Origin of the sequence: Rhodococcus sp. X156, assembly GCF_004006015.1 — a bacterium.
Lineage (GTDB): Bacteria > Actinomycetota > Actinomycetes > Mycobacteriales > Mycobacteriaceae > X156.
Genome location: NZ_CP034766.1, coordinates 3,675,699 through 3,691,605 on the forward strand (window position 1 = coordinate 3,675,699; position 15,907 = coordinate 3,691,605).

Here is a 15,907-nt window from a genome sequence, read left to right on the forward strand (position 1 = left end):
GAACCACCGCGCTACAGGACGACGTTGACCAGGCGGCCGGGCACGTAGATCACCTTGCGCGGCTCCTTGCCGTCCACCAGCGCCGCGATCTTCTCGTCGGCCAGGGCCGCGGCGAGCACGGCGTCCTTGTCGGCGTCGGCGGGCACGGTGATCACCGAGCGAACCTTGCCGCCCACCTGCACCGGGTACTCCAGGGTGTCGGCCACCAGCCAGCGCTCGTCCGCGGTCGGGAACGGGCCCTTGACCAGCGACTCGGCGTGGCCCAGCCGCTGCCACAGCTCCTCGGCCAGGTGCGGGGCCAGCGGGGCGACCATGAGCACCAGGGCCTCGGCCACCGTGCGCGGCGCACCACCGGGGTAGGCCTTGGTGAGGTGGTTGGTCAGCTCGATCAGCTTGGCGGTGGCGGTGTTGTTGCGCAGCGCCACGTAGTCCTCGGACACCCCGGCGATGGTCTTGTGCAGCAGCCGCAGCGTCTCCTCGCCCGGCTGGTCGTCCACCACGCGCAGCTCACCGGTGCTCTCGTCCACCACCGACCGCCACAGCCGCTGCAGGAAGCGGTAGGCGCCCACCACGTCCTTGGTGGCCCAGGGGCGGGAGGTGTCCAGCGGACCCATGGACATCTCGTACACGCGCAGGGTGTCGGCGCCGTAGGCGTCGGCCATCTCGTCCGGGGAGACGGAGTTCTTCAGGCTCTTGCCCATCTTCCCGTACTCGCGGTTCACCTCCTGGCCCTGGTGGAAGTACTTGCCGTCGGCCTCGGTCACCTCGTCGGCGGGCACGTAGACGCCCCGGGAGTCGGTATAGGCGTATGCCTGAATGTAGCCCTGGTTGTAGAGACGCCGATACGGCTCTAGCGAGCTCACGTGCCCCAGGTCGTGCAGCACCTTGTGCCAGAACCGGCTGTAGAGCAGGTGCAGCACCGCGTGCTCCACGCCACCGACGTACAGGTCCAGCCCGCCGGGATCGTTGGGGCCGTGCACGTCGGGGCGCGGACCCATCCAGTACGCCTCGTTCTCCGGGGCGCAGAACTGCTCGTCGTTGGTGGGGTCGATGTAGCGCAGCTGGTACCAGGAGCTGCCCGCCCACTGCGGCATGACGTTGGCGTCGCGGGAGTAGTGCTGCAGCCCGTCGCCCAGGTCCAGCTCCAGGTTCAGCCAGTCACTGGCCTTCGCCAGCGGCGGGGCCGGCTCGGACTCGGCGTCCTCGGGGTCGAAGCTCACCGGCTGGTAGTCGGCCACCTCGGGCAGCTCGACGGGCAGCATGCTCTCCGGCAGGGCCACCGGCGCGCCGGCGTCGTCGAAGACGATGGGGAACGGCTCGCCCCAGTAGCGCTGGCGGGCGAAGAGCCAGTCGCGCAGCTTGTACTGCACGGTGCCGCGGCCCAGGCCGCGCTCCTCCAGCCACGCGATGATGGTGGCCTTGGCCTCCTCCACCCGCATGCCGTCGAGGAAGCCGCTGTTGATGGCCACGCCGTCGCCCAGGTAGGCCCCGTCGGTGAAGCCCTCCGGCGGGGCGATGGTGCGCACGATGTCCAGGCCGAACGCGGTGGCGAAGTCCCAGTCGCGGGAGTCCTGGGCGGGCACGGCCATGATGGCGCCAGTGCCGTAGCCCATCAGCACGTAGTCAGCCACGAACACCGGGACCTGGGCCCCGTTGACCGGGTTGGTGGCGTAGGAGCCGGTGAACACCCCGGTCTTCTGCTTGTTCTCCTGGCGCTCCATGTCGGTCTTGGCCGCGGCGGTGCTGCGGTAGGTGGCCACCGCCTCGGCGGGCGTGGGCGCGCCGCCGGTCCAGCGCTCGTCCACCCCCTCCGGCCAGGCGGCGGCGGTGAGCTGGTCCACCAGCGGGTGCTCCGGGGCCAGCACCACGTAGGTGGCGCCGAAGAGGGTGTCCGGGCGGGTGGTGAACACCTCGACCGCCGGGGCCTCGACCGGGGCGTCCACCTCGGCCGGGCTCACCGCGAAGCTGACCTGCGCGCCGCGGGACCGACCGATCCAGTTGCGCTGCATGGTCTTGACCTTCTCCGGCCAGTCCAGCAGGTCGAGGTCGTCGATGAGGCGGTCGTTGTAGGCGGTGATCCGCATCATCCACTGGCGCAGGGTGCGCCGGAACACCGGGAAGTTGCCGCGGTCGCTGCGCCCGTCGGCGGTGACCTCCTCGTTGGCCAGCACCGTGCCCAGGCCGGGGCACCAGTTCACCGGCGACTCCGACAGGTACACCAGGCGGTGGGAGTCGACCACGCGACGCTGCTCGGTGCGGGAGAGCTCCGCCCACGCCCGGCCATCGGCCAGCTCGCGGGTGCCCGCCTCGTACTGGGCCACCAGCTCGGCGATCGGGCGGGCCTTGTCGGCGTCGGTGTCGTAGTAGGAGCCGTGGATCTGCAGGAAGATCCACTGTGTCCACTTGTAGAACTCGACGTCGGTGGTGGCCACCCGGCGGCGCTCGTCGTGGCCCAGGCCCAGCCGGCGGATCTGCGCCAGGTAGCGCTCGATGTTGGCCTCGGTGGTGGTGCGCGGGTGGGTGCCCGTCTGCACCGCGTACTGCTCGGCCGGCAGGCCGAAGGCGTCGAAGCCCATGGTGTGCAGCACGTTGCGCCCGACCATGCGGTGGTAGCGGGCGTAGACGTCGGTGGCGATGAACCCCAGCGGGTGCCCGACGTGCAGGCCAGCGCCGGAGGGGTAGGGGAACATGTCCTGCACGAAGAGCTTGTCCGCGGGCACCGGCCCGTCGGCCAGCGGGCCCACCGGGTTGGGTGCGGCAAAGGTGTTCTGCTCGGCCCAGCGGGTCTGCCAGCGCTGCTCCAGCTCACCGGCCAGCTCGGCCGTGTAGCGGAACGAGGGGATCTCTTCGGTACTCACGGTCAGCAGCGTAGTCGGCGGCCGAGAGGGTCCTGCCGCCCTGCTCAGCGGGTGCTCGTACCCTTGTCCCGTGCTCGACACCGTCGCCCTCGTCCTCGCCGTGCTGCTCGTCGTGGCTGCCCTCGCCCTCGCGGCCGTGGCGCTCGCCGGACTGCTGCAGCGGCTGCCCCGCAACCGGTGGGCCGGCGTGCGCACCCCCGCCTCGCTGGCCAGCGACGACGCCTTCCGCGTGGCCAACAAGGTGGCCGCAGCACCGATGCTCGCCGCCGCCGCGTTCTGCGCCGTGGGCGCGGGCGCGCTGCTGGGCCTGGACGGGTGGCTGCGACCGGTGGCCGTGCTGGTGGCCGTGGCCGCCGCGCTGGTGACCGCGGGTGCTGGTGGCGCGCTGGGCGCCCGCGCCGCGGAGGCGGCCCCGAGCTGCGCTCCCGAGCAGTGCGCGTCGTGCACGGGCTGCTCGCTGCTGGACGCCAGGCAGGGCTAGCCGGTGACCAGCACGCGGCCGGACGGTGGGGTCTCGGCGAGCGTGCTGGCCGAGGTTGCCGCCGCTGGCGCCGAGGACGCCGGTGGCCTGCCCGTGGAGCTGCTGGGCGACTTCCTGCCGGTGGTGACCGCGGCCGTGGTGTCCGGGCGTCCGCTCACCCGCCGCCAGCTCACCGGCTACCAACCGTTCGGGGAGACCGCCGCCCGCCAGGGAGTGGCCCTGCGCGCGCTGCTGGACCTGTACTCCTCCGCGGCCTGGCGGCTGTGGCGGCACCTGCCCGCCGTGGTGGGCGCGCGCCGTGACCCGGAGGCGGTGGTGGTGGCCGGCGAGGTGATGCTGCGCGCGGTGGACGACGTGGTGGCGGCGCTGGCCGAGGGGTTCCAGCTGGCTCAGCGGACGCTGGTGCGCAGCGAGGAGTCGGCCCGTCGGGAGTTCATCGACGACCTGCTCACCGGTGGCGCCGGGGTGGCCAGCGTGCTGCAGCGTGCCGCCGGGTTCGGCCTGCACCTGTCCGGCCCGCACGCGGTGGCGGTGGTGGCCGCCGAGCGCCCCTTCTCCGACGGCACCCCGCTGATCGGCATGCTGGAGCGCGCCGTGCTGGGCAGCAAGGGCGACTCCGACGCGCTGGTGGCCAGCAAGGAGGGCCACCTCATCGTGGTGTTTCCGGCGCCCGACCCGGATGCGGTCAGCCACGTGATGCACCAGCTCACCTCGCGGCTGGGCCCGCGCCCCGACGCGGCCGAGGCACGCGCCCGGACGTGGCAGATCGGGGTGGGCCGTCCCGGGGTGGGCGCCGAGGGGGTGGTGGCGTCCTACCAGGAGGCTCGTGACGCCCTCGACCTAGCCGGGCGCCTGGACCTGCAGGACCCGGTGGTCGACGCCAAGGACATGCTGGTCTACCACGTGATGCTGCGTGACCGCCCGGCCATCAGCGACCTGGTGCGCAGCGTGCTCACCCCGCTGCTGGAGGCCCGTGGTGGGGCAGAGCCGCTGCTGGCCACCCTGGCCGCCTACTTCGGCTCCGGTGGCAACGCCGCCCTCACCGCCCGCCGGCTGCACCTGTCGGTGCGGGCGGTGACCTACCGCCTGGAGCGTGTGCAGCAGCTCACCGGCCACGACCCCACCGAGCCGTCGCAGCAGTTCCCCCTGCAGGTGGCCATCATGGGCGCCAAGCTCCTCGACTGGCCGCACGTCCCCCTGCCCTGACCCCCTTCTTCCGCGGGGCGTTCAGGGCCCTTGACGCCCTCTTCGGGCCGTCCCGGGGGGAGGGCGGCGACGTGAGGACGGTCGCACCTGGAGCAGTGACCTAGGCGCCCAGGGCGATCGACGGCCACGCGCCGCCTCCCCGGTGAACCGAGTGGCCCGGATCGCTGCGCACACCTTGCGACCGCGGCACACTGCGAGGTGACGGCCCGGCCACAGCTCGGCTACGGCGACCACGCAGCCTCGCCAGGGTGTGGGTGGGTCTGGACGAGGACGGGAGCCCCGCTGATGCTGCACCTTCGACGCCTGCCCCGCATCGGGCGCTCGGTGCCGGTGACGCTGTCCTACCTCGGCGCCCTGGGCACGGTCGGGCTGGCGCTGAGCACGGTCGGCACGCACTGGAAGGACGCGGTGATCTCCGCGGCCAGCACCAACGTGCACAACCTCAGCCAGTGGCGGCTGAGCACCCTGGTCTCCAGCGCCTTCGTCATCGCCGAGGGCCCGGTGTGGTTCACCTGCCTGGGCGTGGGCGCCACCCTCGCGCTGGCCGAGCGGGCCTGGGGCGGCTGGCGGATGCTCAGCACCTTCGTGGCGGGCCACCTCCTCGCCACCTCGCTGGTGGCGGTGGGCCTGTGGTTCGGCATCAGCAGCGGCTGGTTCCCGGTCTCGTGGAGCCAGGCCACCGACGTCGGCGTGAGCTACGGGGTGTTCGCCGTGCTCACCGCCCTCACCTTCGCCGTCCCGCGCGGCTGGCGGCTGACCTGGGCCGCGGTGTGGCTGGTGCTGGCGGTGCAGGCGGTTCTCAGCGCGCCCACGTTCACCGCGGTGGGCCACCTGGTGGCCGGCGTGGTGGGTCTGGTGCTCGCGGCGCTGGTCCACCGGCGCCACCCGCTCACCCCGCGCCGCCCGATGACCACCCGCGGCTCGCTGGCCCTGCTGGCGTGGGCGTCGCTGTTCGGGCTGTGCATCGTGGGGTGGGCGACGCCCGGCTGGTGGTCGGCCCCGGTGCTGGCGGCCGTGGTGGTGCTGGCCACCCGGATCCGCCCGGTGGGCCGTGCGGACCTGCCGGTCAGTTGCGCTCCAGCTCGATCGGGTGCGTCGCCAGCAGCGCCATCGGCATCGGTTGTCGTCGCAGCACCCGTCCCCACAGGTCGACGCGCCCTGGTACCACCACGTCGCTAGGCAGCGCCGGCACCACCAGCCAGTCCTCCCGCTCCAGCTCGGCCTCCAGCTGCCCGGCCGACCAGCCCGCGTAGCCCACGAAGATCCGCACGCCCTCGAGCACCGGCGCCAGCTCGTCGGGCTCCGCGTCCAGGTCCACCATCACCACCCGCCCGTGCACCGGGCGCAGGCCGGAGACCCCGTCGGCGTCCGCCCCGGGACGCAGCAGGCCGAGGCACAGCGCGGAGTCCCGCTTGACCGGCCCACCCACGAACAGCGCCTGCGGGCGCACCGTGTGCGGCGCCCAGCCGGGCAGCACGTCGTGCACTGCCGTGTCGCTGGGACGGTTGAGCACCACGCCGAGGCTGCCGAGCTCGTTGTGCTCGATCACGTAGATCACCGTGCGGCGAAAGGTCTGCTCCACCAGCTCGACCGAGGACACCAGCAACGACCCCGACCGCACCTGCGTCAGCTCCACGCCTCAATCCTGCCATCGCCGGTGGTCGGCGGCGGGTGGAACTCGGTTCGCCGCGATGCGGGCCCGCTCAGCCGAGGCGGTGCACGAGCCCCTGGTAGCGGGCGCCGAGCAGCCGCGGCAGGGCGGCGATCACCCGGGAGTCCGGGCCCACCAGGATCCGCGGCTTCTCCCGCTCCAGCCCGCGCATGATGGACCGTGCAGCGCCCTGCGGGGTGGTCATGGCGATCTTGTTGAACGCCTTGGCCGACTCCATTTTGTTCTCCGAGGCGGTCACCCGGGCGTTCTCGGCGATGTTGCTGCGCACCCCCCCGGGGTGGACCAGGCTCACCTGCACCGGCACCTGGTCAGCCAGCAGCTCCATCCGCAGCGCCTCGGTGAAGCCGCGGATGGCGAACTTCGAGCCGTTGTAGGCGGCCTGCTTGGGAAAGGCCATCAGCCCGAAGACGCTGGAGACGTTGGCCAGCTGGCCGTCGCCGCTGGCCGCGAGGTGCGGCAGGAAGGCCTGCGTGCCGTGCACCATGCCGAAGTAGTTGATGCCCATGATCCAGCGGTGGTCGGCGTCGGTGAGCTCGGCGACCCGGCCGGTGACCGACACCCCCGCGTTGTTGACCACCAGGTCCACCCCGCCGAAGTGCTCGACCACCTCCTCGGCGTGGGCGAGCACCGCCTCCCGGTCGCTGACGTCGAGCTTCCACGCCCGGGCCTGCGCCCCCTGCTCCTGGCACTGCCGCACGGTCTCCTGCACGGCGTCGCCCTGCACGTCGCTCAGCGCCAGCCGGGCGCCCCGCTCGGCCAGGTTCAGGGCCAGCGCCCGGCCGATGCCCGAGCCTGCGCCGGTGACCACCGCGGTCTTGCCCGCATACCCGCGGCGCGCCTTCACCGGGTCCGCCGGATCAGGCCGCCCTTGGCCGGGGCCATGGTCACGTGGGAGTGCTTGTGCTTCTCCGCCGCGGGTCCAACGTGCTCGAAGTCCATCGCGTCCAGGATGGTCCGCAGCGCCACCACCATCTCCTTGTGCGCGAACAGCGCACCGATGCAGCGCCGCTTGCCGCCGCCGTAGGGGATGAACTCGTTGGTGGCGAGCTTGCGGTCCAGGAACCGCTCCGGCCGGAACACCTCCGGGTCGCCCCAGATCTTCGGGTCGTTGTGGATGGCCTCCAGCTGCGGGTTGAGCATGGTGCCCTTGCCGAAGGTGTAGCCGCCCAGCTCGATCGACCGGCTCGTCTTGCGGCCCACCCCAGGCAGCACGGTGCGCATCCGCAGCGTCTCGTTGACCACGGCGTCGAGGTAGCTGTCGTCAGAGGTTCGCGCCTTCTCCCGCACCGCGGGGTGCCGGGAGAGCAGCTCCATCGCCCAGGCCAGGGAGGTGGTGGTGGTCTCGTGCCCGGCGCCCACCAGCGACATCAGCTGGTTGCGCAGCCACTCGTTGTCCTTGCCCGAGCTGCGCACCAGCAGGGACAACGTGTCGGTGCGCTCGTCCAGGTCGGACGCACCGCGGCGCTCCTCGATGAAGGCGTCCAGCAGCTCGTTGGTGCGGGCGATGAGCCGGTCGAAGGACCGCCACGGCGGGATCTTGCCCAGCTGGGGGAAGACCATCCAGGTGCTGCCGACCAGGGTGATCTCCGAGGCCTTGGTCACCGCGGTGCGCAGCTCGTCCATCTGCGGGCCGCTGACCGCACCGAAGACGGTGCGCAGGATGACCTCGAGGGTGATGGCGCGGGCCTCGTCGACCATCTTGATCTCGTCGCCGACCTTCCAGGAGGCGATCCGGCGCTCGGTCTCCTCCCGCATGATGTCGGCGTAGCCGTTGATGGCCTTGCCGCGGAACGGCGGCATCAGGGCCTTGCGGGTCTGGGTGTGCTCCTCCCCGTCCACGGAGAGGATGCCCCGCTCCCCGAAGATGGCCTTGAGGAAGATGCCGTTGGTGACGCCGGCGTGCAGCGTGTCGTGCGGGCCGGCGAAGATCGCCGCCACCAGCTCGGGGTCGGCGATGTAGACCGACTTGCCCATCGGGAACGCCTTGGCCACGTGCACGTCGCCGAAGCGGCGCTGCGACCAGCGGGAGAAGCCGATGGTGTGCCGCAGGCCCAGGTACAGCTGGGCGATCCCGGGCATGCGCGACCCCCGGGCTGGCTTGCGGCCGTGGGCAACCGGGCACTGACCTGCGGCCGCGGCGGGTGTCTGCTCCTGGGTGCTCATGCATCAGTTCCTGAACGACGGGGGCAACGACGGGTCAACAGTACGTGCCGCGGCACCGTTCTCAGCACCTGCGCCGCATCCCGCTGGTCAGGGCGTCACCCGACCTTGGGTGTGCTGCGGGCGACGATGGCGGCAGTGTCCAGCCCGGACGGCAGGGTGCCGTAGACGCTGCCCCAGTCCCCACCGAGGCGGCTGGCGCAGAAGGCGTCCGCCACCGCGGGGTGGCCGCTACGGACCAGCAGCATCCCCTGCAGGGCCAGGGCCAGGTGCTCGGCGACGCGGCGGGCACGGTGCTCCAGGTCGCCGGGGTCGGCCAGGTCGCGCTTGACCACGGCGACGGCGGCGTCCAGGCGGCGGTCGGCGCCAGCCACCGAGTCCAGCTCCGCCAGGAACACCGCCAGCGCCTCCGGCTCGCGGGCCATCGCGCGCAGCCCGTCCAGCGCGGCGACGTTGCCCGAGCCCTCCCACACGCTCAGCAGCGGAGCCTCCCGGTACAGCTTGGGCATGCCCGACTCCTCGACGTAGCCGTTGCCGCCCAAGCACTCCAGCGCCTCCGCGGCATGGCCGGGGCCGCGCTTGCAGACGAAGTACTTGCTCACCGACAGCCCGATGCGCCGCAGCGCCGCAGCGTGGGTGTCGCCGGCCTCGGCCTGGTCGGTCAGCCCGGCCAGCCACAGCGCCACGGTGGTGGCCGCCTCGGCCTCCACGGCCAGGTCGGCCAGCACGTTGCGCATCAGCGGCTGGTCCACCAGCTGGGCGCCGAAGGCGGCCCGGTGGGCGGCGTGGTGGCTGGCCTGGGCGATGCCGGTGCGCATGCCGGCGGCGCTGCCGATGATGCAGTCCAGCCGGGTCATGTTGACCATCTCGATGATGGTGCGCACCCCGCGGCCGGGCTCCCCGACGCGCCAGGCCACCGCCTCGTCGTACTCCACCTCCGAGCTGGCGTTGGAGTGGTTGCCCAGCTTGTCCTTGAGTCTCTGCAGGTGCATCCGGTTGCGGGTGCCGTCGGGCAGCACCCGGGGCAGCAGGAAGCAGGACAGGCCGGCGTCGGCCTCCTGCGCGAGCACCAGGAAGACGTCGGACATGGGCGCGGAGGTGAACCACTTGTGCCCGGTGAGCAGGTAGGTACCGGCTCCGCCCGGGACGGCGCGGGTGGTGTTGGCCCGGACGTCGGAGCCGCCCTGCTTCTCGGTCATGGACATCCCGGCGATCAGCCCGCGCTTGCCCAGCGGCGCCCGCAGGCCGAAGTCGTACTCCCGCGAGGTCAGCAGCGGCTCGTAGGCCGCGGCCAGCTCGGGGTTGGCCCGCAGCGCCGGCACGACGGCGTTGGTCATGGAGATGGGGCAGCCGTGGCCGGCGTCCACCGTGCTCCACACCAGGAACTTCGCGGCCCGGGCCACGTGCGCACCGGGGCCGGGGTCGCTCCACGGCGAGCCGTGCAGCCCGTGGGCCACCGCGGTCTGCATCAGCTGGTGGTAGGCGGGGTCGAAGTCCACCTCGTCCACCCGGTGGCCGTAGCGGTCGTGGGTGCGCAGCACCGGTGGGTGTGCCTCGGCCAGGGCGCCCCACTGCTGGGCCTGCTCGCTGCCGGCCAGGCGGCCCAGCTCGTGCAGGCTCTCGGTGACCCAGGAGGCGTCCTCGCGGGCCAGGCCCTCCAGCAGCACGGGCCAGTCAGCCGCGTCGTGGCCCACCAGCGGCGGAACCTGGTTGGTGACCTCGTGCGTGGGCGTCATGCCGTCCTCCGATGCTGCGCTGGGCGCTCACTCGCTGGCAGGCGCGGGCCGGGTCCGGCACCGCCTGCGCGGCCGCGGTGGACGCGGCGACCTCACGGCTGCAGGCGGTGCGGACGACCTCGGCGAAGAGCTCTGCCTTGGTGGGGAAGTACCGGTAGACGGTGCCCGTGCGCGGCCTGCAGCAGGTCGTGCCGCACCGCGTCCAGTCGCTGCTGGACGGCGGGCGTCCTGCGGTAGGCCACGCACGGAGTGAATCACTGTTCAGAACATCACTCAAGGGGCTCCGGGACCCCCGGGATGGACTACTCGAAGAGGGGCAGCACCGACTGCAGCTCGTCGGCGATGGAGGTGGGGACGATGTAGCCGTCCTGCTTCTCGATCTGCTCCAGGTTGGCGGCGATGTCCTCGACGCTCGGCTTGGCACCCTTGCCGGCGAACCAGCCCGGGGTGAGGCCGGTGAAGACGCGGGCGTAGCGACCACCCAGGGCGGAGAAGGCCTCGTGGGTGAGCTCGCTGGCCTCGCTGGCCAGGAACACCGTCATCGGGACGACGAGCTCGGGGGAGAACTGGTCGCCGTTGGCGCCGAGGAGCTCCTCGGTCATGCGGGTGTAGGCCACCGGCATGATCACGTTGCTCTTGATGTTCGACTTGGCGCCCTCGATGGCGAGCACGTTGGACAGGCCCACCAGGCCGGCCTTGGCCGCACCGTAGTTGGCCTGGCCGAAGTTGCCGAACACGCCCGCGTTGGAGGCGGTGAAGACGAAGCGGCCGTAGCCGTGCTCCTTCATGTTGGCGAACGCCGGCTGGCTCACGTAGAACGCGCCGCGCAGGTGCACGTCGAGCACCGCGTCCAGGTCCTCCCAGGACATCTTCAGGAAGCTCTTGTCCCGCAGGATGCCGGCGTTGTTGATGACGATGTCGACCTTGCCGAAGCTGTCGATGGCGGTCTGCACGATCGCCGCGCCGCCCTCGGGGGTGGACACCGAGTCGTGGTTGGCCGCCGCGCGGCCACCCTTGGCGACGATCTCGTCGACGACCTTCTGGGCGGCGCTGTCCGAGCCGCCGACACCGTTGACGGATCCGCCGAGGTCGTTGACCACGACAGCGGCACCGCGGGCCGCCAGCTCCAGGGCGTAGGCGCGGCCCAGGCCGCCGCCCGCGCCGGTCACGATGGCTACGCGGTCATCAAAGGTGATCTCGGACATGTGGATCCTTCCGATCGAAGTCAGGTGGGGTTACCAGCGGGTACACGGTAGCCGCGCGCCGCTCTCCGCCCACCTCCGCGTCGGCGAACCCGTGGTGCGGAACGGGCCCGTGGTGATGAACACTCGACCCACGCGGTGGCCGTCGTGGCTGCTGTCGGACCGACACAGGAGGCGACGAGGATGACCGAGCCAACCACGGCCGGGACCCAGGCGACCCACGGCGAGCTGGGTGCCCCGCTGGTGACCAACAACCCGGACGAGAGCCGGTTCGAGCTGCGGGTGGACGGCAACCTGGTGGGGCTCGCCGACTACCGCGTGCACGCCGGCCGGATGGTGTTCACCCACACCGAGGTCGATCCCGGCCTGGGCGGTCGCGGGCTGGGCGGGGTGCTCATCGGCGCCGCCCTGGCCGAGGTGCGCAACCAGGGGCTCTCCGCCGATCCGCAGTGCTCCTTCGTCGACGACTACCTCAACCGGCACCCCGAGCACGCCGACCTGCGCCACCGCCGCTGAGCATGCTGGTCCCGCGGGCGCTCAGCCCAGGTGGGTGCTGAGCTCCGCGCCCACCACCTGCAGGTGCGGCGGGGCGATCACCTCGGCGTGGGTGCACGGCAGGTCCACCACGCGCACCGAGCCGGACACGTGGTCCTGCCAGCCGCGCGGGTCGAGCCAGTGCTCCCGGCGCGGCGCGGTGGCGGCGAAGAAGAGCACGTCGCCGTCGAAGTGCTGCGGTTGGTGCGCCCGCATCAGCTCGGTGTTGCTCACCACCACCGCCACCATGGCCGAGAGCACCTCCGGGCTCAGCTCGGCCATCGCGCTGTTGGCGGTGCGCAGGGCGGCCACCACGGTGGCGGTGTCCAGCGCGGGCACGGTCTCCGGGTCGATGCCGGCCATGGTCAGCAGCGCCCGCCGGGAGTCCTGCTCGTCGGGCAGCTCCAAGCCCTGCCACTGCTCGGCCGGGTAGGCGTCCAGCAGGGCCAGCAGGGCCACCTCCTGCCCGGCGGCGCGCAGCTGCACGGCCATGGCGTGGGCGACCGCTCCGCCGACCGACCAGCCCAGCAACCGGTAGGGACCCTCCGGCTGGCGGTGCTGCAGCAGCTGCACGTAGCTGGCCGCCATCTCCTCCAGGGACGCGGGCAGGGCGTCGGTTCCGCCGGCGAGCCCGGCCGCCTGCAGGGCGTGCACCCCCACCTCGGGGGGCAGGTGCGGCAGCAGGCGGGTGTAGCACCAGCCCAGCCCGCCGGCCGGGTGCACGCACCACAGCGGGGCGGCGGTGCCCTCCCGCAAGGTCAGCACGCTGCCGGTGCCCGTGTCCCCGCTGCGCTCGCCGCCGTCTGCCAGCACCGCTGCCAGCCGTCGGGGGGTGGCGGCTCCCACCACCGCGCCCACGGAGACCTCCGTCCCGAGCGCCGCGGTCACGCTGCGGGCCAGCACCGCGGCGAGCAGGCTGTGTCCGCCGAGGTCGAAGAAGTTGTCGTCCGGACGCACCTGTCCGACGTCGAGCACCTCGGCGAACAGCCGGCAGAGCAGCTCGTCGCGCGGGGTGCCGGCCACCGTGTGCGCCCCGGTGGCCAGGGTGGGGGCGGGCAGCGCCGCGCGGTCCAGCTTGCCGTTGGCCGACAGCGGCAGCTCGTCGAGCACCACCACGGCGGTGGGCACCAGGTGCGCCGGCAGCTCTCGGCCCACCGCGGCCCGCAGGGCGCCGGGCAGGTCAGCTCCGGGCAGGTCAGCTCCGGGCTCCGCACCGTGGCTTGGCTCGGTCACCACGTAGCCCACCAGCCGCTGGTCGCCGGGGCGGTCCTCTCGCAGCAGGACCGCCGCGGCGGCCACCGCCGGCAGCCGCCGCAGCGCGCTCTCGACCTCGCCCAGCTCGATGCGCATGCCGCGCAGCTTCACCTGTCCGTCGGTGCGGCCCAGGTAGCGCAGCGCGCCGTCGCTGCGCCACTGGACCAGGTCCCCGGTGCGGTACATCCGCCCCGGGCCGAACGGGTCGGACAGGAAGCGCTCCGCGGTCAGCTCGGGGCGGTGGAGGTAGCCCTCGGCCAGCTGCACGCCGGCCAGGTACAGCTCACCGGTGACACCCACCGGGACCGGCCGCTGGTGGGCGTCCAGGACGTAGGTGCGGGTGTTCCACACCGGACGCCCGATCGGTGTCTCGGTGTCGTGTGGTCGGCACGTCCAGGCGGTGACGTCCACGGCAGCCTCGGTGGGCCCGTAGAGGTTGTGCAGGTCCACCCCGGGCAGGCTCCGCAGGAAACGTCCGGCCGACTCCACCGGCAGTGCCTCCCCGCTGCAGAACACCTGGCGCAGCACCACCGTGCAGCGCGACCGGGCTGCGGCGTCGCTGGCCAGCTCGTCCAGGAACAGCCGCAGCATGGACGGGACGAAGTGCACGGTGGTGATCCGCTCGGCGCCGATGAGCTCGGCCAGGTAGCGGGGGTCTCGGTGCCCGCCCGGCTCGGCCAGCACCAGCACCGCCCCGGCGATGCTGGGCCAGAACAGCTCCCACACCGACACGTCGAAGCCGGACGGGGTCTTCTGCAGCACCCGGTCGGCCACGTCGATGGGGTAGGTGGCCTGCATCCACAGCAGCCGGTTGACGATGGCCCGGTGGCTGACCACCACACCCTTGGGGTTTCCGGTGGAGCCGGAGGTGTAGATGACGTAGGCGGGGTCCTCCGGGCGCGGGTCCTCCGGCGAGGCTGCCGCAGCCGGGCCTGCGGGGATCGGATCTGCGGCGGCCAGGTCTGCGGCGGCCGGGTCCACGGTGGGCACGCCAGCAGCTGCGGCGACGTGGGCCAGCCCCACCTCGGCGGTGGTGACCAGGCAGGCGGGGCGGGCATCGGTCAGCAGGTAGGCCAGCCGCTGCTCGGGGTAGCCGGGGTCCAGCGGCAGGTAGGCGGCGCCGGCCTTGAGCACGGCGTGCAGGGTGACCAGCAGCTCGGGACCGCGCGGCAGCCCCACGGCCACCACCGTGCCCCGGCCCGCGCCGGTGGCCCGCAGCGCCGCGGCCAGCGCGTCGGAGCGCTGCGCCAGCTCGGCGTAGGTCAGCTCCCCACCCGCGCCCCGGACCGCCGGAGCGTGCGGGGTGCGCTCGGCCTGCTCGGCCAGCAGCGCCACCAACGTGGTGTCCGGCACCGGGTGGGCGGTGTCGTTCCAGCGGTGCAGCACGGTCTCGCGCTCCTCGGCGGTGAGCACCTCGACCGTGCTGGCCGCCACCCCGGCGCCCTGCTCGCCCACGCTGCGCAGCAGCCCGAGCACCCGGTGCAGGTGGGCGGCGGGGGCGCTCGCGTCGTAGCAGGCGGGGTTGGCCTCCACCGACAGGCTCAGCGCCGGTCCCGCCGCGCGCTGGCGGCGCACCACGGTGAAGTGCAGGTCCTCCACCGGACCGGTGGAGAGCGTGTGGGAGGTGGCTGGAGCACCGCGGAAGGACAGCGTGGGGGCGTAGGCGATGACGTTGACCAGGGGGCCGAACAGCCGCTGGCCGGGCCCGGAGCGGCGCAGGTCACGGCGCAGCTGCTCGTAGCGGTAGTGGCGGTGCCGGGCCAGGCGACGGCGCTGGGCGGTGACCGTGGCGGCCACGTCGGCCACCGTGTCGTCGGGGGCCACCGGCACCGGGGTGGCGGCGATGTTCATGACCATGGCGGGGGTGCTGGCCCCCACTCCGCCCAGGCGGTTCATCTGCGGGATGCCCAGCACCGGCTGGCTGCTGGTCATCCGGTGCAGGTACACCGCGTGCACGGCGAAGAGCAGGTCCAGCCACGACGTCCCGGCCTCCTCGGCCGCGGCCTCGACGGCGGCCAGCTCCTCCGGGCCCAGCTCGGCGGTGGCGGACAGCGCCACGGCCGCGGGGGCAGCCGTGCCGTCGGTGAGGCTGCGGGCGGGCTCCACCTCGGCCAGCATCTCGGTCCAGAACTCCCGGTCGGCGGTGGGCTGGTCGCTGGTGCGGTAGTCCTGCTCGGCGTCGAGCACCTGGGCGAAGCCGCCGTCGGGGCGCACCGGCACCGGCTCGCCCGCGCACAGGGCGGTGTAGGTCTCGGCCACCCGCTGCTCCAGCAGCGCCACGGCGTAGCCGTCGACGGCGAGGTGGTGTGCGCGCTGGTACCAGAGCACGTCGCCGCCGGGCAGCACCAGCAGCGCTGCGCCGTAGAGCGGGTTGGCCAGCGCGCCGGGCAGCGGGGCGGCGGTGCTGTCCAGCTGGGCCGGGCGCGCGAGGTCGGCGTGCATCCACTCCAGCGCCGCCGCGTGCGCGGCCGGTCGGTCGACGTGCCCGGTGAGGTCGACCACCTCCACCCGGGCGGGCACCGGCGGGCCCACCTGCTGCCAGGGCTCACCGTCGGCGCCGGTGCCCAGCACCAGCCGCAGGCTCTCGGTCTCGCTGCTGACCAGCCGGATGGCCTCGCGCAGCGCGGCCAGGTCCACCGGTGCGGGGATCTCCACGTACGCCGCGGTGGACAGCGCGGGGCTCGTCGGGTCCAGGCAGTGCGCCATCCACAGCGCCAGCTGCGCCTCGGTCAGCGGGCGGCGCAGCGGCCCAGCCGGCGAGGGGGTGGGTGACGGGGCGTCCAGGGTGGTGCTCATCGGTACCG

11 protein-coding genes are annotated in these 15,907 nt (G+C 73.1%); 4 read left to right on the top strand and 7 right to left on the bottom strand.

Features of this window, described 5'->3' with window-relative positions; translation table 11 throughout:
- Positions 1-11: 11 nt before the first annotated feature.
- On the bottom strand, positions 12-2,858 hold the full coding sequence (leuS, locus tag ELX43_RS17335) for a leucine--tRNA ligase (RefSeq protein WP_241249426.1): 2,847 nt from the start codon (positions 2,856-2,858) through the stop codon (positions 12-14).
- Between the two features lie 70 nt (positions 2,859-2,928).
- On the opposite strand from leuS, the gene ELX43_RS17340 reads away from it, so the two are divergent.
- The 3 genes from ELX43_RS17340 (at position 2,929) to ELX43_RS17350 (ending at position 5,724) form a co-directional block, all read left to right on the top strand.
- On the top strand, positions 2,929-3,339 hold the full coding sequence (locus ELX43_RS17340) for an SdpI family protein (protein ID WP_127784511.1): 411 nt from the start codon (positions 2,929-2,931) through the stop codon (positions 3,337-3,339).
- Positions 3,340-3,342: 3 nt separating this feature from the next.
- Entirely contained in the window at positions 3,343-4,545 is a 1,203-nt protein-coding gene (locus tag ELX43_RS17345) for a helix-turn-helix domain-containing protein (RefSeq protein WP_241249437.1), read from the top strand.
- Positions 4,546-4,830: 285 nt separating this feature from the next.
- Positions 4,831-5,724: a rhomboid-like protein gene (locus ELX43_RS17350; protein ID WP_127784512.1), complete on the top strand. Its 894-nt coding sequence runs from the start codon at positions 4,831-4,833 to the stop codon at positions 5,722-5,724.
- Here ELX43_RS17350 and ELX43_RS17355 read toward each other — a convergent pair.
- From ELX43_RS17355 to ELX43_RS17375, 5 genes are all read right to left on the bottom strand, one after another.
- On the bottom strand, positions 5,612-6,181 hold the full coding sequence (locus ELX43_RS17355; RefSeq protein ID WP_127784513.1) for a YqgE/AlgH family protein: 570 nt from the start codon (positions 6,179-6,181) through the stop codon (positions 5,612-5,614). The genes ELX43_RS17350 and ELX43_RS17355 overlap by 113 nt on opposite strands.
- Positions 6,182-6,248: 67 nt before the next feature.
- A complete protein-coding gene (locus ELX43_RS17360) occupies positions 6,249-7,061 on the bottom strand; it encodes an SDR family NAD(P)-dependent oxidoreductase (protein WP_127784514.1) in 813 nt (270 codons plus the stop codon).
- A complete protein-coding gene (locus ELX43_RS17365) occupies positions 7,058-8,380 on the bottom strand; it encodes a cytochrome P450 (RefSeq protein WP_127784515.1) in 1,323 nt (440 codons plus the stop codon). The genes ELX43_RS17360 and ELX43_RS17365 overlap by 4 nt, the downstream gene beginning before the upstream one ends.
- Before the next feature lie 95 nt (positions 8,381-8,475).
- Complete coding sequence (locus ELX43_RS17370) at positions 8,476-10,113, bottom strand: acyl-CoA dehydrogenase family protein (RefSeq protein WP_127784516.1); 1,638 nt, start codon at positions 10,111-10,113, stop codon at positions 8,476-8,478.
- Between the two features lie 302 nt (positions 10,114-10,415).
- On the bottom strand, positions 10,416-11,318 hold the full coding sequence (locus tag ELX43_RS17375; RefSeq protein WP_127784517.1) for an SDR family NAD(P)-dependent oxidoreductase: 903 nt from the start codon (positions 11,316-11,318) through the stop codon (positions 10,416-10,418).
- A gap of 180 nt (positions 11,319-11,498) precedes the next feature.
- Here ELX43_RS17375 and ELX43_RS17380 point away from each other — a divergent pair, with 180 nt between their 5' ends.
- Complete coding sequence (locus ELX43_RS17380) at positions 11,499-11,831, top strand: GNAT family N-acetyltransferase (protein ID WP_127784518.1); 333 nt, start codon at positions 11,499-11,501, stop codon at positions 11,829-11,831.
- Between the two features lie 21 nt (positions 11,832-11,852).
- Here the strand turns inward: ELX43_RS17380 and ELX43_RS17385 are convergent, their stop codons facing one another.
- Positions 11,853-15,899 carry a non-ribosomal peptide synthetase gene (locus tag ELX43_RS17385; protein ID WP_127784519.1) on the bottom strand — a complete coding sequence of 1,349 codons (4,047 nt, stop codon included), beginning with the start codon at positions 15,897-15,899 and terminating at the stop codon, positions 11,853-11,855.
- Between the last annotated feature and the right edge of the window lie 8 nt (positions 15,900-15,907).